This window comes from Luteimonas gilva (genome assembly GCF_005239095.1).
GTDB classification, from domain to species: Bacteria; Pseudomonadota; Gammaproteobacteria; order Xanthomonadales; family Xanthomonadaceae; genus Luteimonas_C; species Luteimonas_C gilva.
Map to the genome: position 1 here is coordinate 614,055 of NZ_SZUA01000001.1, position 19,493 is coordinate 633,547.

Here is a 19,493-nt window from a genome sequence, read left to right on the forward strand (position 1 = left end):
ACGGCGAGGAGGCGGCGTAATGGCGTTCCGCGGCATGAGCGGTTGGTTGGCGGCGGCGTTGTGTTTCGCGGGCATCGCGGATGCGGCTGCTGCGGGCCCTGTGGATTGCGCGGCCATCTCGCGACGCATTGCGGCGAATGCCCCTGACTACCGGCCGGCACCGTCCGGCAAGGTCGTCGGCAAGGGCCGCGCCTATTTCCACGCCGCACCGCATGCGTCCTGCGTCCGCAAGGGCTTCGTGGTCGCAGGCGATCCGCTCGAAGTGCGGCTGGTGATGCCGGGCTGGGTTCAAGTCGTCTTCATCGGCAAGAACGACGGCAAGCAGTACGGCGGATGGCTGAAACAAGCACGTGTCGAACTCGATAGCGTGCCGTCCTTGTACACCGGCGAATTGCCTGCCGACGCCGCGGCTTTCGTCAAGCGGCGTGAGGAATGCGAGCACTTCCTCGGCGAAGAGCCCTACGACGCCGCACGCAAGGCCTATCTCGACAAAGCGATCCGGCAAACCTGCGCCGGCGGCAACCGGCGACTGCGCGAGCTGCGCGCGAAATACCGGAACGACGCTCCTGTCCTGTACGCGCTGTCCGGCTACGAAGACTTGGCCGAGTGAACGCAGCGCGGGTTGCCTTGCTGCTGCCCGAAGCCCACCGCTTCGGAAAGCAATCCTTGCAGGAGCAAGCCGCCCGCGCCTTGGGCCGCGCCGATCGGGCGCCGCCGAACAAGCCCGGCCGCCGCGCGCAGCTGCTGCGGCATTTCGAACCGACGCCTAAGCATTGGCCGATCGCTGCGCTCGCCCGCCAAACGGACGTCGGCGACGCGGCCGGCTCGGCGTGGCTGCGCGCCGATCCTGTGCATATCCGTCCGGACATCAACGGCGCGCGCTTGCTGGCTTACGGCGACGCGCTCGGCGTCGGCGCCGAAGATCGCGACGCCTTGTTGCCCGCGCTGCGTCCTTTGTTCGGCGATGCGGGCTTCCCGATCGACGCGCCCGTTCCCGCGCGCTGGTACTTGCGTCTGCCGCGCGAAGCGAAGCTGCCGGATTTCGCCGATCCTGCGCAGGCTCTCGGCGAAGACGTATTCGAACACCTCGCTTCCGGCCCCGACGGGCGCCGCTGGCGCGCGTTGTTGAGCGAGGCCCAAGTCGTCTTGCACAACCATCCCTGGAACGCCGAGCGCGCGCGCCGGGGCAGGGCGCCGATCAATTCCTTGTGGTTTTGGGGCGGCGGCGTGCTGCCCGACCGAGTCGCCAGTGCGCATTCCGCGCTGCATTCGGACGACGAAAGCGCCGTCGCATTGGCGCGGCCGGCTTGCGCTGCAAGCTCCTTGCCCGCGCGCTGGACCGAACCGGAAGGCGATGCCGCGTTCGATCTTGACGGCGAACGCGACCTGGCCCGATTGCAGCAAGATTGGCTGCTGCCGGCTTTGGCGTCGCTCGCCGCGGGCCGCATCGGAGCGCTGGACATCGATCTCGCCGACGGCCGCGCCTACCGCTTCGGCCGCGGCCAACGCTGGCGCTTCTGGCGCAAGCCGCAGCGGCGCTTCGGCGAATGAAATCGGTGCGGACGATACGCCGCAGAGACTGCGAACCCGGTAGCGATTGGCCGGATAGCGTGCCGCCGCTATTGCGGCGCATTTATGCCGCTCGCGGCGCGTACGGTTTGCACCTGGCGCGGCCGCGCTTGGCCGATTTGTTGCCGCCGGACGCGCTCGGCGGCCTCGGGACCGCCACTGGTTTGCTGATCGATGCGATCGCGAACGATCGCCATATCGTGATCGTCGGCGATTTCGATTGCGACGGCGCCACCGCCTGCGCGGTAGGCGTGCGCGGATTGCGCATGCTCGGCGCACGCCACGTGTCGTACGCGGTGCCGAACCGCATGGTGCACGGCTACGGCCTGTCGGTCGCGTTGGTCGACGAATTGGCGGCGCTGTCGCCGGACTTGCTGGTCACCGTCGATCACGGCATCGCCTGCCACACCGGGATCGCCGCGGCCAAAGCGCGCGGTTGGCGGGTCTTGGTGACCGATCACCATCTGCCGGGCGAACGCTTGCCGCCCGCGGACGCCATCGTCAATCCCAACCTGCCGGGCGATGCCTTCCCCAGCAAGATGCTGGCCGGCGTGGGCGTAATGTTCTACGTGCTGCTGGCGGTGCGGCGGGCTTTGCGCGAAGCGGACCGGCTTCCTTCCGAGCCCGATCTCGCCGCGCTGCTGGATCTGGTCGCCGTCGGCACCGTCGCCGACCTGGTGCCGCTGGACGCCAACAACCGCGCCCTGGTGTCGGCGGGCTTGCGGCGATTGCGCGCCGGTCAAGGCTGCGCAGGCTTGAACGCCTTGATCGAAGTCGCCGGCCGCGAGGCTTCGCGTTTGACGGCGAGCGACATCGGTTTCGCGTTGGCGCCGCGGATCAATGCGGCCGGGCGCTTGGAACACATGGCGCTGGGCATCGAATGCCTGCTCAGCGACGATCCGCGGCAAGCGCGCGAGCTCGCCGAAATCCTGCACGGCATCAATGCCGAACGCCAAGGCTTGCAGCAGAACATGGTCGACGACGCGGAAGCCTTGCTGCAGCGCGCCGGCATCGCCCACGGCAATATGCCTGCGGGGCTTTGCCTGTACGACGGCGAGTGGCATCCCGGCGTCGTCGGTTTGGTCGCATCGAAATTGAAGGAAAGGACGCATCGGCCGACGATCGCGTTCGCCCCGTCCGAACCCGGCAGCGGTTCGTTGCGCGGCTCCGCGCGCTCGATTCCGGGGTTCCACATCCGCGATGCGCTGGCCGCCGTCGATGCCGCGCATCCGGGACTGATCGAGCGTTTCGGTGGACATGCGATGGCGGCGGGCCTGTCGCTGCAGGCGGCGTCGCTGGATGCGTTCCGCGCGGCTTTCGCCGCGGCGGCCGAACGCCTGCTGCTGCCCGAGATGCTGATGGACGAAGTGCTGAGCGACGGCGAATTGGACGGCACGGAATTCACGCGGGAGAACGCGGTCGCCTTGCGCGACGGCGGGCCTTGGGGGCAGGGCTATCAAGAACCGGTGTTCGACGGCGAATTCGATGTGCTGGCATGGCGCGTCGTCGGCGAGAAGCATCTGAAGGTCGAACTCGGGCGCGGCGCATTGCGATTGAACGGCATCCATTTCGGCGGCTGGGACGGCGCGGAACCGGCCGCACGGCTGCGCATCGCGTACCGGCTGGAACCGGACGACTATCGCGGCGGCCAGGCGATCCAACTGGTGATCGTCCACGCCGAGCCGGCCTGAGCGGCGCCCTCTGGCGCAACCCGAAGCGCTCGGAGACACTCGGCTTAGCCCCGAACCCGGCGTCCGGCCGTTCGATGGCAGGTCCACCGACACTTCAGGGGTTCCATGGCCGCCTCATCGATCCGTCTGCTGCTCGCCGCATTGCTTTTCTGCGGGATCAGCGCTCCGCTGCATCCGCAAGAGCGCGCTCTGGTTCCTCCTCCCTTGCTCGCGGTTCGCGGCGCCGAATCTCCGATCCGGCTGGAATCGCTGGAGATGCGCACCGCGATCGCCGGCGGCTTCGCGCGGACCACGGTCGACCTGGTTTTCCGCAATCCGAACGGTAGGCAGTTGGAAGGCGAGCTGCAGTTCCCGCTGCAGCCCTCGCAACAGATCCAAGGCTTCGCCCTGGATATCGACGGCGACCTGCGCCCGGCGGTGCCCGTGCCCAAGGCGCGGGGACGGCAGGTGTTCGAAGCGGTGGAGCGCCGCCGCGTCGATCCCGCGCTGCTGGAAAAGACGGTGGGCAATCACTTCAAATTGCGTATCTATCCCATCCCCGCGCGCGGCACACGCCATGTGCGTTTGGAACTGTCCCAGGCCATGCGGCGCGACACCGCAGGCTTGCGGCTGGATCTGCCTTTGCATTTGGCCGAAACCGTCGATGCCTTCAGCCTGCGCATCACGACGCCGGACGGCGTGAAGCCGCGCGTGACCGGTTCTTTCGCCGACCTGGATTTCAAGCGCGGCGCGGAAGGCTACACAGCCTTGATCGAAAGAAAGGCCTTCCGTCCGTCGACGGGCTTGAGCCTGCTGATGCCGTTGCCGAACGCCGCGCGCGCTTACGCTCAAGCGCTGGGCGGCGACCATTATTTCTTCGCGGAGGTGCCGGTCGCTTCGTCCAGCGCGGCGCGGACGATGCCCAAGACCGTGGTGCTGCTTTGGGACAGTTCCGCATCGGCTTCCAAACGCGACATCGGCAGCGAGATGGCGCTGCTGGACCGTTATTTCGCCGCGCTGGTCGATGCCGAAGTCCGTTTGATCCGCTTGCGCGACCGGCCCGAGGCGCCGATCGCTTTCCGCGTTCGCGGCGGCGCCTGGCCGGAATTGAAAGCCGCGCTGCGCACGACCGCCTACGACGGCGCCAGCGCGCTGGCGGACTGGCCGGTGCTGGCGGACGCGGACGAATATGTGCTGGTGAGCGATGGCCTAATCAATTACGGCAAACGCACGTTTCCGCAATTGGACAAGCGGCAACGCTTATACGTGCTGAACTCGGCCGGCGCCGCTGCGGACGACGATGCCATGGCCGCATTGGCCGAGGTCAACGGCGGCCGACTGGTGCGCTGGCGCTCGCCGGCGGAGATCGACGCCGCTGCGCGGCGGCTGCTGCAAGACGGCCCGCGCTTGCTGGGGATGGACGCCGTCGGCGCGCAGGATCTGACCGCCGAAACCCGCGATACCGAAGAAGGCGTGCTTCGCGTCGCGGGAAAATTGACGTCGCCCGAAGCGACGCTGTCGTTGACGGTGCGCGATGCCGGCCGCGAGCGAATGCTGCGCATTCCCGTGTCGTCCCGTGCGCCGCAGAGCGATCTGGCCGGGCGGCTGTGGGCGTCCTACAAGATCCGCGAGCTGAGCGCGCAGCCCGACGCGCATCGGAAAGAGATCGAGCGGCTGGGCGGCGAATTCGGCATCGTCACCTCCGAGACCTCGCTGATCGTGTTGGATGCGATTACGGACTACGCCGAATACGGCATCGCGCCGCCGGCACGCTATCGCGCCGAATACGAACGGCTGCGATCGGAAAGGGACGGCGCCGAGCGCAAAGCGGCCGGGGAAGCGATCGAAAGCGCCGTGGCCGGCTTCGAGCAGCGGATCGCCTGGTGGGAGAAGCAATGGCCGAAAGGACCGTTGCCGGCGGTCAACCTTGAGTCGAAGGAAGAAGCGCAAGCCAATCTGAGCGCCAGACGACAGGCGCAGCCGATGCCGGCGCCGGCGCCCATCGCCGCCGACGCCGCCAGTCTGGACTCGGTCGTGGTCACTGGCGAACGAGCCGAAACGGTTGCGCTCATGGCGCCGGGCGTCGCGGACGATGAATCGGCAGTCGCACAAGCGGCGATCGTCCTGAGACCCTGGCAACCGGATTCGCCGTACGCGGCACGATTGCGCGCCGCTCCGGCGGATCGGGTCTATGCGGTGTATCTGGACGAACGCGCCGCTTATGCGACGAGTTCGGCCTTCTATCTCGACGCGGCCGACGTCCTGATCGAGAAAGGGCAACGCGAACTCGCGTTGCGGGTGCTGTCGAACCTCGCCGAGATGGACTTGGAGAACCGCCACGTGCTGCGCATCCTCGGTTACCGTTTGATGCAAGCCGACGCTCCCGAATTGGCCGTTCCGGTGTTCGAGCAGGTGCTGCGCTGGGGCGAAGAGGAGCCGCAGAGCTTCCGCGACCTGGGCCTGGCTTATGCGGCGGTCGGCCGCGACCAGGACGCCGTGGACATGTTGTACGAAATACCTTCGCGCCATTGGGACGGTCGTTTTCCGGGCATCGACCAAACGGCGCTGGCCGAACTCAATGCGGTCGTCGCCAAAGCGGGCGATCGGGTGGATGCGCGCCGCATCGATCCGCGTTTGCTGAGGAACCTGCCGCTCGACCTGCGCGCCGTGCTGTCCTGGGATAGCGACAACAGCGACATGGATTTGTGGGTGACCGATCCCAACGGCGAGAAGTGCTTCTACGGCCATCGCGCCACTTACCAGGGCGGCGCGATGTCGGCCGACTTCACCGGCGGTTACGGCCCAGAGGAATTCGTGCTGCGCGACGCCAAGCCGGGCAAATACAAAGTCGAGGCGAATTTCTTCGGCGATCGCCAGCAGATCGTGACCGGCGCGACTACGTTGCAGCTGCAACTCACCACGGGCTTCGGCTCGCCGCAACAACGGGATCAAAGGGTGACGATGCGCTTGAAAGACAAGAAAGAGACGATCCTCGTCGGCGAGTTCGTGGTCGATTAGCCGCGCTTGCGGCCTCCGCAGCGAGTCTGCGGAGACCGGAGCGATCACGCGTTCTGTACGGTCTCGCGCAAGGCTTCGCGCGGCGGCCTCCGCTTCAGCCCGAATAAGGGCCGCAACACGCCGATGCGGCGGATGACGAACTCGTGCAGCAGCAGACAGCCCGCGATCGTGCCACCCAGCACCAGCACCGGTTCCAGCACGGGCCCTAGCCGCAACGGAATCAGCGCGAAAGCCAGCGGCACGATCAGGCTCTGATGCAGGATGTACCAGGGATACACGGCCTCGGTGGCGTAGGGCAACCAGCGGAACGGACGGTTGAGCAGGGCATAGCCCCAGCCGAAGATCGCGAGCAGCGCCGACCAGGTGTACATCGCGCGGGCGGCGCGTTCGATGCCGTACCAGGGCACATGCTGCGCCCATGCCGCGATTTCCTTGCCGTCGAAAAGGATGCCTAACGCCTTCAGCGACAGCTCTACGCCGATCGACGCGACCGCCACCGCGAGCAGCGGCCAGCGTAGGCGCCGCAACGCGTTCCAGAATTCCTCGTTGCGCACCGCCAGATAGCCGAGCAGGAAGACGGTGAAGAATTCGGCGTGCAGATACCAATCGTCGAACAGCGCATGCGTGTCCGGGAACCGGGGCTTGAGCCAGACGAGGTAGGCGAACAGCAATGCGGCCGGCGACAACAACGGCCATAACCGCGCCCGGCCGCCGAACCAAGCCTGCACCCGACGGCCCGGCCGCGAGTTCAGCACGGGCTGCAGCGCCACCACGATCATGGTGTAGACCCACAGGTAGGCCAGATACCACAAATGGTTCCAGGTCACGCCGAAATCGGCGCCGGTCCAGCCGCCTTCGGGCCAAGGGCGCAGTTGCAGATAACGGGCCATGAAGGCGATGTAGCCCGGCGCGACCGCGCCGTTCGCCCGCGCTTCGCAATAGGCCTGGACGCTGACCACGAACAGCATGCCGAACGCCAACGGGAGCAGCAGCCGCCAAGTGCGCCGCAAAGCGAAGCGCAATGGCGCGCGTTCCGGCTGCCAGAGGCCGATCGCCATGCCCGAGATCGCGAACAGCAGCGGCATTCGCCAGCGGTTGAGAACGATCATCGGCCATTGCAGCCACTCGGCCTGGTAGGGGCTTTTGATGTGGAAGTCCCAATCGTGAACGTAGACCATGCCGACGTGGTAGAGGATCAGCAGGCCGAACGCGATGACGCGCAGGGCATCGAGGTCGTGGCGGCGTTGCATGGCGCGCAGTCTCCATTCGTGAGCCGGCATCGATTGACTCGCGCCTGCGTACCGGCCGCCAACGCGAAGGGACGCCGCAGCAGGCGCCAGGGACGAATCGCGGATGGCAGGGACGGACGACGGCTGTCCCCAAGCCGGTGCGCCCTAGAATGCGCACATGACAGACCCCTCCGATTCCGCCTACCGGCGTTTCCTGCCCTGGCGCCGCACCTTCGAGGTCAGCTTCTGGCTTGCACTGACTCTGTTCAACGGGATCGTCAACAGCGTGACCGTGCTGATGGACATCCGCCGGGAAGGGCTGGACTTCGCCGCCTGGGAGCCGGCGGTCTGGGAATGGACCAGCGGCCTGCTCTGGCTTGCGCTGGTATTGCCCATCGCATGGTTCTGCCGCCGATTCCCGCTGCTGTGGGGAAACTGGCGCCGGCAACTGCCCTGGTACCTATTGGCCAGCGTGGCGGTGTCGGCCGTCCACGTGGTCGGCATGGTCGCATTGCGGATCCTGGCCTACCGCGCCCAGGGCCAGGACTACGATTTCGGCGACTGGGGGCGGCAGTTCTTCTACGAATACCTCAAGGATGTGCGCACGTTCGCCGGCATGGTGCTGATGATCGAAAGCTACCGCTTCGTGCTCCGGCGCTGGCAAGGCGAGGCCAGCCTGCTGGCCGCTCCGGACGAAGGCCCGCCGGTGGACCCGATCGAACGGCCGGAGCGCTTCCTGGTCCGCAAGCTCGGCCGCGAATTCCTGGTCGCCGCGAACGACATCGAATGGCTGCAGGCGGCCAGCAATTACGTCAACCTGCGGGTGCGCGGCCACGACTACCCTTTGCGCAGCACCATCGCCGGGATCGAAGGCAAGCTGGATCCGCGCAGCTTCACCCGTATCCATCGCAGCTACATCGTCAACCTGGGCCAGGTCGTCTCGATCGAGCCGCTGGACAGCGGCGACGCCCGGGTCTATCTGAAGGACGGCAGTCAACTACCCTGCAGCCGGCGTTACCGCGAAGCCCTCAAACCCCGATAGCTTCTTGTGGGAGCGGCTTCAGCCGCGAGCTTTTTCGGTCCGTCTCCTTAATCCATCAAGACTTGGGCAAGAGCTCGCGGCTGAAGCCGCTCCTACACAGAGCAAAAGCGCGCCGATTCGGCTACAATTCGCGGCCTTTTCAAGCAGTTGCAGCTCTGATGATCGAACTCAACCCGATCCGCCAGCGCATCGCCGACCTGACCGGTCGGCTCGATGCGCTGAGGGGGTATCTTTGACTACGACGCCAAGCGCGAGCGCCTGGAAGAAGTCAACCGCGAACTCGAAAACCCCGATGTCTGGAATCAGCCCGAACGCGCCCAGGCTTTAGGCCGCGAGCGTTCGTTGCTGGACAAAACGGTCAACGGCATCCGCGAACTGAGCGAAGGCCTGGCCGGCGCCGGCGAATTGCTGGACCTGGCCGAAAGCGAGAGCGACGAAGAGACCGCCAAAGCGGTGGTCGACGACGTCGAACGCTACGGCGGCCGCGTCGACAAACTCGAATTCCAGCGCATGTTTTCCGGCGAAATGGATTCGGCCAACGCCTTCGTCGATATCCAGGCCGGCGCCGGCGGTACCGAGGCCCAGGACTGGGCCGAAATGCTGCTGCGCATGTACCTGCGCTGGGCCGAAAGCCGCGGTTGGAAAGCCGAACTGATGGAAGTCAGCGGCGGCGATGTCGCCGGCATCAAGTCGGCCACGTTCCGCGTGGAAGGCGACTACGCCTACGGCTGGCTGAAGACCGAGATCGGCGTGCATCGTCTCGTGCGCAAGTCGCCGTTCGATTCGGACAATCGCCGCCACACCTCGTTCACCTCGGTGTTCGTGTCGCCGGAAGTAGACGACAAGATCGACATCGAGATCAATCCGGCCGACCTGAAGACCGACGTGTACCGTTCCTCGGGCGCCGGCGGCCAGCACGTCAACAAGACCGAATCGGCGGTGCGCATCACCCACGTGCCGAGCGGCATCGTGGTGGCTTGCCAGACCGAGCGCAGCCAGCACGCGAACCGCGACCGCGCGATGAAGATGCTGGCGGCCAAGCTGTACGAGATGGAGATCCAGAAACGCAACGCCGAGAAGGATGCGCTGGAAGCGACCAAGTCCGACATCGGCTGGGGCAGCCAGATCCGCAATTACGTGCTCGACCAGAGCCGGATCAAGGACCTGCGCACCGGCGTGGAGCGAACCGACACCCAGAAGGTGCTGGACGGCGACCTGGACGAATTCGTCGAGGCCAGCCTGAAATCCGGCCTGGAAGCGGGTTCCAAACGCTCCGACGCCGTGTAATCTCAACCCTCGGTTTTTGTAGGAGCGGCTTCAGCCGCGAGCTCTTGATCTTGTGGGGGGCTTCAGCCCCGACAGACATCATCAAAAAAAGCGTCGGGGCTGAAGCCCCTCCCACAATAGCCAAGCCCTGCAATCCATCAACGACTCCCGATGACCGACGAAACCGCCCCGCAGACGCCCGCCGACGAGAACGCCCTGATCGCCGAACGCCGCGGCAAACTCAAAGCGCTGCGCGGGCAGGGCATCGCCTTCCCGAACGATTTCAGGCGCGTGGACCACGCCGGCGATCTGCAGGCCGAATTCGGCGACGCCGAGCAGTGGAACGGCGAAGCCTTGGAAGCGCTCGACCGCCGGGTCGCGCTGGCCGGACGCTTGATGGCCAAGCGGGTGATGGGCAAAGCCGCGTTCGCCACGATCCAGGACGTCACCGGCCGCATCCAGCTCTTCCTGCAGTCGGCCGCGCTCGGCGAGCGCTACGACGCGTTCAAGGGCTGGGACGTGGGCGACATCGTCGCCGCCGAAGGCACGCTGATGCGGACCAAGACCGGCGAGCTGTCGGTGAAAGCCGACACGCTGCGCCTGCTGACCAAGTCGCTGCGCCCGCTGCCGGACAAGTGGCACGGTTTGAGCGATGTGGAGCAGCGCTACCGCCAACGCTACGTCGACCTGATCGTCACGCCGGAATCGCGCGAAGTCTTCGTCAAGCGCTCCAAGATCATCGCCGCGATCCGGCGTTGGCTGGATGCGAAGCGCTTCCTGGAGGTGGAAACGCCGATGATGCATTACATCGTCGGCGGCGCCACCGCCAAGCCGTTCGTGACCCATCACAACGCGCTCGGCCTGGACCTGTACCTGCGCGTCGCGCCGGAGCTGTACCTCAAGCGCCTGGTCGTGGGCGGTTTCGAACGCGTCTACGAAATCAACCGCAACTTCCGCAACGAAGGCGTCAGCACTCGGCACAATCCCGAGTTCACCATGCTCGAGTTGTACGAGGCCTACGCCACGTACGACGAGGTGATGGACCTGACCGAGTCGATGATCCGCGACGTCGCCCAGGAAACGCTGGGCACCACCGCGCTGCAATGGGAAGGCAACGCGATCGACGTCGGCCCGCGTTTCCGCCGCTGGAAGCTGGAAGAGGCCGTGCGCGAGCTCAATCCGCAGATCAGCGCGGCCGACTGCCGCGACCGCGATGCGCTCGCCAGGCACTGCGCGGCCCTGAAGGTCCCGGTGAAGGCGGGTTACGGTTGGGGCAAGCTGCTGCTGGAGATTTTCGAGAAGACCGTCGAACACGGCCTTATCCAACCGACTTTCATCACCCATTACCCGGTCGAGGTGTCGCCGCTGGCGCGCGAGTCGGATACCGAGCCGGGCATCACCGACCGCTTCGAACTGTTCGTCGGCGGCAAGGAGCTCGCGAACGGCTTCTCCGAGCTCAACGACCCCGAAGACCAGGCCGAGCGGTTCCGCGCCCAGGTCGACGCCAAGGCCGGCGGCGACGACGAGGCCATGCATTACGACGCCGACTACATCCGCGCCTTGGAAGTCGGCCTGCCGCCGACCGGCGGGCTGGGGGTGGGGATCGATCGCCTGGTAATGCTGCTGACCGATTCAGACTCGATCCGCGACGTGCTGCTGTTCCCGTACATGCGCCCCGAAGCGGGGTGATAGCGACGGTTGAGCCCCTCTCCCCGCGGGAGAGGGGTTGGGGTGAGGGTTCGGCGAAACGATGGATTCGACACTCGCGATAGAAGCCGTCGGCTCACGGTCCTTATCGCGATCCGGCCGCGTTTCGCTTCGCCGACCCTCATCCAGCGCTTCGCGCCACCTTCTCTGATGGGAGAAGCGATGCTGGACGCCCCGAAGGCCGTTTTCGGGCGTTCCCGGCGTTCAACCTGAAGGGTTGAAACCGACCCGTAACGGCCCCTTCTGCCGGGGCTTGCCGACGAACCGCTTCAGGGTCAACATGTTGGGATTATGAACGCCGTGCAAGGAAGGCTGGCAGACGGGCCACAGGGGAGCTCCGTGAATATCGTCATTGTCGACGACCAGACCTCCGCGCGGACCATGCTCCGGCACATCATCGAGGACATCACCCCGGCGTTGTCGGTCAGCGACTTCGGCGACGCCGAGGCTGCGCTCAAATGGTGCGACCACAACCGCCCGGACTTGTTGCTGCTCGATTACCGCATGCCGGGCATGGACGGGCTGGAATTCGCCCGCCGCTTCCGCCGCGCGCCCTCGCACCGCGACGTACCGATCGTGCTGGTCACCGTGGTCGGCGACGAGCCGGTGCGGCAGGCGGCGCTGGAGGCGGGGGTGATCGATTTCCTGGTCAAGCCGGTGCGTCCGCGCGAGCTGCGCGCGCGTTGCAAGAACCTCCTGCAGTTGCGCCAGCAGACCGAGAACGTCAAGCAGCGCGCGCTGTCGCTGGAGCAACGCCTGCTGTCGAGCATGCACGAGGTCGAAGAGCGCGAACGCGAAACGCTGTCGCGCCTGGCCCGCGCCATCGAATACCGAGATGTCGGCACCAGCGCTTTCCTGGAACGCATGGCCCACGTCGCCGGCCTGATCGCCGAGCACTTGGGCATGTTCGAGGACGAAGTGCGCGTGCTGGAGATGGCCGCGCCCTTGCACGACATGGGCAAGATCGCGATCCCCGATTCGATCCTGCTCAAGCCCGGCCCGCTCAACGACGAAGAGCTGACCGTGATGCGCAGCCATCCGCGGATCGGCTACGAACTGCTCAACGACAGCCAGAACCGCTTCATCCAGATGGGCGCGATCATCGCCCTGCGCCATCACGAACGCTACGACGGCAGCGGCTATCCGGACGGACTGGCGGGCGAGGCGATCCCGATCGAAGCCCGGATCGTCGCGGTGGCCGACGTGTTCGACGCCCTGATCTCGCCGCGCCCGTACAAGGACCCGTGGAGCATCGACGCGGCCTTGGCCTATCTTTACGCCCAGCGCGGCCGCCTGTTCGATCCGAACTGCGTAGACGCCCTGGTGCGCAACCGCGCCAGGCTTGAGGACATCTGCCAACGCTTCTCGGGCAACCGGAGGCCGGGGTTGAACTGAGATGGAGCTCTCGCTGTCCGCCTTGAAGCAGCGCTTGGCGCACCGCCCGGACAGCGAGCATGGGCAGGCCATCGTGCGTTTGGCGATCGCCGTGCTGATCCTGATCTATCTGTGGGGCCTGCAGGAGTTCGGCGACAACGCCAACGTCGGCCCGATGCTGTTGGTGATGGCGATCGAAACCCTGGTCGGTTTCGGTTTGCTCGCCGGCATCGTGGTCTCGCCCGGGGTGTCGCACACCCGGCGCTGGATCGGCATGCTGGCCGACAACACGACGCTCGCGGTGCTGATGTCTCTGAACGCCGACGCGCTCGCGCCGCTGTACGTGATCACGATGTGGGTGACCATCGGCAACGGTCTGCGTTACGGCACCCGCTATCTGTTCTCGGCGGTGGCGGTGGCGGCTTGCGGGTTCATGGCCGTGATCCTGGCCAACGACTACTGGCGCCAGCAGCCGGCGCTGGCTTGGGGATTGTGGGTCGGCCTGATCGCGATCCCGGGCTATCTGTCCTCGCTGCTCAAGAGCCTGCAGCGCGTCACCGAGGAAGCGCGCCGCGCCAACGCGGCCAAGACCCGCTTCTTGGCCAATATGAGCCACGAGTTCCGCTCGCCGCTCAACGGCATCATCGGCATGGCCGAGCTGATGCGCGGCACCAAGCTGGGGCCCGAGCAGAAGGAATACGCGGAAGTCATCCACACCTCGGCTCAGACCTTGCTGTTGCTGGTCGACGACGTGCTCGACATCTCGGCGATCGAGACCGGCAAGCTGCAGCGCAAGGACGCCGACTTCAACCTGGACGAGCAGATCCAGCGGCTGCAGAAGATGCTGCTGCCGCAGGCCACCGGCAAAGGCCTGGAATTGAAGGTGAACGTCGAGAAGGACGTACCGCTGCTGTTGCACGGCGACGGCGCGCACCTGACCCAGATCCTGCTCAATCTGATGCACAACGCGATCAAGTTCACCGAGCAAGGCGAGGTATCGCTGACGGTGAAGGCGGTCGGCGCCGAAGGCGACAAGGCGCAGTTGCTGTTCTCGGTGCGCGATACCGGCATCGGCATACCCGAAGACGCCAAAGAGCGCATCTTCGGTGCCTTCGAACAGGTCGATAGCGGCCCGACGCGGCGTTTCGGCGGCACCGGCCTGGGTACCACCATCGCCAAGACCCTGGCGCATCTGCTGGAAGGCGAAATCGGCCTGGAAGACAACCCCGGCGGCGGCAGCCATTTCTGGGTGCGGTTGCCCATGCTGGTGCGTCGCGGCGAAACGCGGCGCGAGGGCGAGGAAGGTAGCGGCAATATCGTCGCCTTCGACGATCCTTTCATCCGCCACAAGGCGCGCGTGCGTCCGTTGCGGATCCTAATCGCCGACGACCAGCACGCCAACCGCACCGTGGTGACCCGCATCCTCGAACGGGCGGGGCACAAGGTGCAGGCGGCCAACGACGGCGAGCAGGCTTTGGACATGATCGAGGTCGGCAACGTCGACTTGGCCGTGATCGACATGCACATGCCTCAGTTGAGCGGTTTGGACGTGATCCGCCAGCTGCGCTTCATGCAGGCCGGCGGCAAGCGCACGCCGATCATCGTGCTCAGCGCGGATGCGACGCCGCAGGCATCTCGAGATGCCGAAGAAGCCGGCGCACAAGCGTTCCTGACCAAACCGGTGGTGGTGGGGCGGCTGCTGGAAACGATCGCCGACGTGATGATGCCGCAGAAGACGCCGGCGGTGCGTCCGGTGGCCGATACGATCCGGCCAGTGACCAATCCCGCGGTGTTGAAGGAACTGGCCGAGATGGGCTTGGGCGAACCCTTCCTGCGCGATTTCGTCGAGCAATGCTTGAAGGACGCTTCGGGCTGCCTGTCGGAATTGGCCCAGACCGGCAACGCTGCGCGCTGGTCCGACTATCGCGAAGTGGCGCACGCCTTCAAGGGCGTCGCCGAAAACCTGGGCGCGCAATGGATCGCGGAGCGTTGCTCGCACGTGATGCGCGCACCGGACGAAGCCTTGGCGCGCGATCATTCGCGGCTGATCGCCGAATTGACCCAGCAACTGGCCGCGGTCTCGGAACAGAGCCGCAACGAAGTGCTGCGCCTGACGCGCGCCGACAAGGACAGCCAGGATTCGCTGCCGAACCACCCGGACGCTTCCTAACGGGCCGGGCTGACCACACCCGTCGCGGGTGTGGACGTCCCCCTGAATCCCCTTTGGTTTCCCCTCCCTCTAACTACCGCTCCGGCTTAGGCCGAAATGGCCTGTGGCGCGACTTCTTCCGCCCGACGCTGCTGGGCGCGGATCAGGCGATCCATCGTGCGCAGCGCGCGGTCGTTCAGGCGCATCGCGGCGTCTACCCATTCGGTGGTCACGGCCAGCAGTTCGTCCAAGCTGACCGGCTGGCAGGCCTGGCGGATGGTGTTCATCGAACGCAGTGCGTTGCCCATGCGCTTGTGCTTGCGGATCAGTTCGCGCGCGAACGCCTGGCCTTCGCCCTTCGGCACCACGTAGTCGACCACGCCCATCTGCAGCAGTTCTTCGACCGGATAGACGCGCGCGTCCAGCATCATGCGCTCGGCCTTGGCCGCCGGCACGCGCCGGGTCAAGAAGGTGTAGGCGCCCATGCCCGGGAACAGATCGAACAGCACTTCCGGGAAGCCCATTCCGGCGCCTTCCTCGGCGATGATGGTGTGGCAGCACAGCGCGGCTTCGAAACCGCCGCCCAGCGCGTCGCCCTGGATCACGGCGATGCTGTGCACGCGGTCTTCGTACAGGCGCGAGAAGTTGTAGGCCACCTCCACGCACAGGCGGGCGTACTCGAGCAGGCGGCCGCGATTGCCACTGCGGATCAGGTGCGAGAACAGGGCCAGATCGCCGCCCAGGTTGAAAACGTTGGCGTCGTCCGAAGCCAACACGAGATGATGGATGCCGGCCTTCGGATCAGAATCGGCGGACAGCTTGCGGCGGATGCGTTCCTGGCCGCGTTTCATCTCCTGCAGCAGGCGCTCGGAGAAGCAGGGGTGGTAGGCCTCGGTCGGACTGGAATGCATATGCAGCCAATCGCTTTGACCGGCGTCGTCGGTGACGTGGCGGACCAAATTGGGTTCGAGAATCAGAGGAACGCGTTCGAGCAGGGACATGGCAGGGCTCCGGCAGGGTAAAGAATCAAGTAGGCAAGGACGGGCTAGCCGCCCGCGCGACGATCCTACACCTGAACCCAAAGTAAAGATGCAAGCCGGGGCCGGGGCCGGCCCGGCGCTTGGAAGCCGTTCATTCCGCGGGAAAAATGACCCATTCGTGGCCGCTGAACTTTAGATTTCGGCGGTGGCTAGGGTTTCCCGCAGCCTGGCGCTGCCCGGGGCGGAATAGCGGGCGATGACCTCGGCCGCCAACCCCGCGTCGTCGAGCTGCCAGGGGTGAAATCCGGGGCGCAGGTAGGCCAGGCAATGCTTCAACGTGCGCCAGACCATGCGGTCCCGCCAGAACAAGTGCCGGCCCAGCGCCCACCAAGTACCCGGCTTGAACAGATGCCGGTCCTGCCATAGCAGGCAGATCGCGCCCAGACCGATCAGGCCGTAGAACATGGGCAGCACCATGGTCGCGCCGAGCAGCCTCAGTGCGTACCCCGGCGCGATCGCCGCGAGCAGGTCGTAGGTCACGTGCTTGTGCTCTATCTCTTCGGCGAAATGCCATTCGAACAGCGCCCGTAATTCAGGATGCGCGGGTTCGAGGATCCGCTGCGCCAGGAATTCGTGCCCGATGTACGCATTGATGTGCTCGACGCAAGCGATCATCGACAGGCGCAGCTTGAAGGGCGTCATCGGCTCCAAGGTCTTGTACAGGAACGCGTCGGTGCGCGAACGGAAGCCGGAGATCCGGTATCCCTGGTTCTCCAGCACCCGCCAATACCGGTAGTGCGCCGCGCCATGCATGCCTTCTTGTTGCATGAACTCGGTCGCCAACCGGCGTCGGCATGGGTCGGCGAGCAGCGGCAAGGCCCGTTTCATGCCACGGATGAAATAGCCTTCGTTGCCCGGCACGAGCAGCGTGTAGGCGTTGAGGATGTGGGTCAGCGCGGGATCGCCGCCGCACCAATGGCGGGGCGTGTCGCACGCGAACTCGGGCAGAAAGCGGCGCGGCTGCAGCTGGCCGGGGCCGGCGTCGGTTGAGCGCATCGAGGGGCATCCTCATATTGGCATTGCCCCCGATGGCATCGCTATTACATCACGACGATCCGGAATCGTCCCGCCGTTCGGCGCTGTCAGGCGCCGCCAGGCGGCGCGTCCCGCAACTCCCGGCGCAGGATCTTGCCGACGTTGGTCTTCGGCAGTTCGGTGCGGAATTCCACGTATTTGGGATGCTTGTAGCCGGTCAGGTTCTCGCGGGCGTGGGCCTTGACCTGGTCGGCGGTCAGCGCGGGATCCTTCTTCACGATGACCACTTTGACGGCCTCGCCGGACTTCTCGTCCGGCACCCCGACCGCGGCCACCTCCAGCACGCCCGGCATCGAGGCGATGACGTCCTCGACCTCGTTCGGATACACGTTGAAGCCGGACACCAGGATCATGTCCTTCTTGCGGTCGACGATGTAGAAGTAACCCTTCTCGTCCATCTTGGCCATATCGCCGGTGTGCAGCCAGCCCTCGGCGTCGATCACGTTCGCGGTCTCTTCCGGCCGTTGCCAGTAGCCCTTCATCACCTGCGGGCCCTTGATGCACAGCTCGCCGACTTCGCCCATCGGCAGTTGGCGGCCGTCCTCGTCCTTGACGCAGGCATCGGTGGAGGAGATCGGCAAGCCGATCGCGCCGTTGTATTCGGCCAGGTCGAGCGGATTGATGCAGGCGGCAGGCGAGGTTTCGGTCAGGCCGTAGGCTTCGACCAGGGTCACGCCGGTGACTTTCTTCCAGCGGTCGGCGACCGCGCGCTGCACGGCCATGGCTCCGCCCAAGGTCAGCTTGAGGTGCGAGAAATCCAGTTTGTCGAAACCGGGCGTGTTGAGCAGACCGTTGAACAGCGTGTTGACACCGGTGATGGCGCTGAACTTCACCTTGCTCAGCTCCTTGACGAAGCCGGGCATGTCGCGCGGATTGGTGATCAGGTAGTTCATGCCGCCGAACTTCATGAAGACTAGGCCGTTCGCGGTCAGTGCGAAGATGTGGTACAGCGGGATCGCGGTGATGATGATCTCTTTGCCCATCTCCATATTGGTGCCGATCCAGGCCGAGGCCTGCTGCATGTTGGCGACCAAGTTGCGATGGGTGAGCACGGCGCCCTTGGCGACGCCGGTAGTGCCGCCGGTGTATTGCAGGAAAGCGATGTCGCCCGGCTCGATGACCACCTCGGGTAGGGTGTGGCGCTGGCCCAGGGTCAGCGCGTCGTTGAAGCGGATCGCGCTCGGAATGCTGTAGTCAGGCACCATCTTCTTCACGTGCTTGAGCATGAAGTTGACGATCGCGCCCTTGGGGAAGCCGAGCATGTCGCCCAGGCCGGTGGCGATCACATGTTTCACGTCGGTGTCGGCCAGGACCTGCTGCAAGGTGTGGCCGAAGTTGTCCAGCACCACGATCGCCTTGGCGCCGGAATCCTGCAATTGATGGCGCAGTTCGCGGGCGGTGTAGAGCGGATTGTGGTTCACCACCACCAGGCCGGCGCGCAGGATGCCGAAGGTGGCGATCGGGTACTGCAGGCAGTTGGGCATCATGATCGCGACGCGATCGCCTTTCTTGAGCTTCAGCTCGCCCAGCAGGTAGGCGGCGAACTGGCGGCTGAGGCGGTCGATGTCGGCATAGCTGAGGACCTTGCCGAGGTTGCTGAAGGCGGGTTTGTCGCGGAACTGGTCGAACGAGGATTCCAGAACCGAGACGATCGACGGGAACTGCTCGAGATCGATGTCGGCGGGCACGCCGGCCGGATAGCTGGACAGCCAAGGACGTTCCTGGTTCACGGCGCTTTCCCCCTCATCTCATGGTCCGTTTCGGATGGCGTTCTGCGGCGCCTGTCCGGATTGGAGCATAGGCTCTAGGGGCTGGCAAGGCGCGCTGCGATGGCCTTGAGCGGGATTGCGGACGTGTTAGCGTGCCGGCTTTCCGCATCGGGGGATTTCATGGGCCAGCTCGCATCCGGTCGCGCTCGCGCATGGTTCGCGGCGGCGGCGCTGGCCTTGCTCGTGCTCGGCTGCGCCCGCACGCCGCCGGAACAAGCGCTGCGCGAGGCGATGGCCGAACTGCAGCAAGGCATCGAGGCGCGCGACGCCGGCGTCGTCGAAGAGCGTCTGGCCGAGGATTTCGTCGGGCCGGAAGGACTGGACCGGGACGGCGTGCGGCGGATGGCCGCGTTGCAGATGATGCGGCACGAGAAATTGGGCCTCACGCTCGGGCCGCTGGACATCCGCGTCCAGGAAGGCCATGCCACCGTGCGTTTCACCGCGGCCGCTACGGGCGGAAGCGGCCTGCTGCCGGATTCGGCCGAGGTGTACGAGGTGGAAACCGGTTGGCGCCTGGAGGACGGCGATTGGAAGATGACCAGCGCCAGCTGGAAACCCGGTCTTTGATTCGCTTGTGTAGAGCGGAGCTTGCTCCGCTGCTCTTGTCTTCGCCCCGCTTTTCGTA

General features: G+C 65.7%; 14 protein-coding genes. 10 read left to right on the plus strand and 4 right to left on the minus strand.

Features of this window, described 5'->3' with window-relative positions; all coding sequences use genetic code 11:
* Nucleotides 1-19 precede the first annotated feature (19 nt).
* The 4 genes from FCE95_RS02750 to FCE95_RS02765 all read left to right on the plus strand — a co-directional run bounded on the left by FCE95_RS02750 (nucleotide 20) and on the right by FCE95_RS02765 (nucleotide 6,257).
* Nucleotides 20-610, plus strand: a complete 591-nt coding sequence (locus FCE95_RS02750; RefSeq protein ID WP_137265455.1) for an SH3 domain-containing protein — start codon at nucleotides 20-22, stop codon at nucleotides 608-610.
* Nucleotides 607-1,551 carry a phosphoglycerate mutase gene (locus tag FCE95_RS02755; RefSeq protein ID WP_223266751.1) on the plus strand — a complete coding sequence of 315 codons (945 nt, stop codon included), beginning with the start codon at nucleotides 607-609 and terminating at the stop codon, nucleotides 1,549-1,551. Before FCE95_RS02750 ends, FCE95_RS02755 begins: the two co-directional genes overlap by 4 nt.
* Nucleotides 1,548-3,260 carry a single-stranded-DNA-specific exonuclease RecJ gene (gene recJ, locus FCE95_RS02760; RefSeq protein ID WP_137265456.1) on the plus strand — a complete coding sequence of 571 codons (1,713 nt, stop codon included), beginning with the start codon at nucleotides 1,548-1,550 and terminating at the stop codon, nucleotides 3,258-3,260. Before FCE95_RS02755 ends, recJ begins: the two co-directional genes overlap by 4 nt.
* A gap of 105 nt (nucleotides 3,261-3,365) precedes the next feature.
* The gene (locus FCE95_RS02765) at nucleotides 3,366-6,257 is read left to right on the plus strand and encodes a VIT domain-containing protein (RefSeq protein WP_137265457.1); all 2,892 of its coding nucleotides are present in this window, start codon (nucleotides 3,366-3,368) and stop codon (nucleotides 6,255-6,257) included.
* A 44-nt stretch (nucleotides 6,258-6,301) separates the two neighbouring features.
* Here FCE95_RS02765 and FCE95_RS02770 read toward each other — a convergent pair whose 3' ends face one another.
* Nucleotides 6,302-7,507 (minus strand): acyltransferase family protein, encoded by a 1,206-nt coding sequence (locus FCE95_RS02770; protein ID WP_137265458.1) that lies wholly within the window; start codon nucleotides 7,505-7,507, stop codon nucleotides 6,302-6,304.
* Nucleotides 7,508-7,664: 157 nt separating this feature from the next.
* Between FCE95_RS02770 and FCE95_RS02775 the strand changes: the two genes are divergently transcribed.
* From FCE95_RS02775 to FCE95_RS02795, 5 genes are all read left to right on the plus strand, one after another.
* Nucleotides 7,665-8,528, plus strand: a complete 864-nt coding sequence (locus FCE95_RS02775; protein ID WP_137265459.1) for a LytTR family DNA-binding domain-containing protein — start codon at nucleotides 7,665-7,667, stop codon at nucleotides 8,526-8,528.
* A gap of 158 nt (nucleotides 8,529-8,686) precedes the next feature.
* A protein-coding gene (gene prfB / locus FCE95_RS02780; protein ID WP_137265460.1) for a peptide chain release factor 2 occupies nucleotides 8,687-9,815 on the plus strand; the annotation gives its coding sequence in 2 pieces (ribosomal slippage) (nucleotides 8,687-8,761 and nucleotides 8,763-9,815; 1,128 coding nt in all).
* A gap of 150 nt (nucleotides 9,816-9,965) precedes the next feature.
* The gene (gene lysS / locus FCE95_RS02785) at nucleotides 9,966-11,483 is read left to right on the plus strand and encodes a lysine--tRNA ligase (protein ID WP_137265461.1); all 1,518 of its coding nucleotides are present in this window, start codon (nucleotides 9,966-9,968) and stop codon (nucleotides 11,481-11,483) included.
* Between the two features lie 357 nt (nucleotides 11,484-11,840).
* On the plus strand, nucleotides 11,841-12,896 hold the full coding sequence (gene rpfG / locus FCE95_RS02790; protein ID WP_425481278.1) for a cyclic di-GMP phosphodiesterase response regulator RpfG: 1,056 nt from the start codon (nucleotides 11,841-11,843) through the stop codon (nucleotides 12,894-12,896).
* A gap of 1 nt (nucleotide 12,897) precedes the next feature.
* Nucleotides 12,898-15,045 (plus strand): ATP-binding protein, encoded by a 2,148-nt coding sequence (locus tag FCE95_RS02795; protein WP_137265463.1) that lies wholly within the window; start codon nucleotides 12,898-12,900, stop codon nucleotides 15,043-15,045.
* 86 nt (nucleotides 15,046-15,131) lie between these two features.
* Here the strand turns inward: FCE95_RS02795 and FCE95_RS02800 are convergent, their stop codons facing one another.
* The 3 genes from FCE95_RS02800 to FCE95_RS02810 form a co-directional block, all read right to left on the minus strand.
* Nucleotides 15,132-16,025, minus strand: coding sequence for a crotonase/enoyl-CoA hydratase family protein (locus tag FCE95_RS02800; protein WP_137265464.1), 894 nt, complete (start codon nucleotides 16,023-16,025; stop codon nucleotides 15,132-15,134).
* A gap of 171 nt (nucleotides 16,026-16,196) precedes the next feature.
* The gene (locus FCE95_RS02805) at nucleotides 16,197-17,060 is read right to left on the minus strand and encodes a metal-dependent hydrolase (RefSeq protein WP_137265465.1); all 864 of its coding nucleotides are present in this window, start codon (nucleotides 17,058-17,060) and stop codon (nucleotides 16,197-16,199) included.
* Between the two features lie 86 nt (nucleotides 17,061-17,146).
* The gene (locus tag FCE95_RS02810; protein WP_137265466.1) at nucleotides 17,147-18,829 is read right to left on the minus strand and encodes a long-chain fatty acid--CoA ligase; all 1,683 of its coding nucleotides are present in this window, start codon (nucleotides 18,827-18,829) and stop codon (nucleotides 17,147-17,149) included.
* Nucleotides 18,830-18,988: 159 nt separating this feature from the next.
* Here FCE95_RS02810 and FCE95_RS02815 point away from each other — a divergent pair, with 159 nt between their 5' ends.
* On the plus strand, nucleotides 18,989-19,435 hold the full coding sequence (locus FCE95_RS02815; RefSeq protein WP_137265467.1) for a nuclear transport factor 2 family protein: 447 nt from the start codon (nucleotides 18,989-18,991) through the stop codon (nucleotides 19,433-19,435).
* The last annotated feature ends 58 nt before the right edge of the window (nucleotides 19,436-19,493 follow it).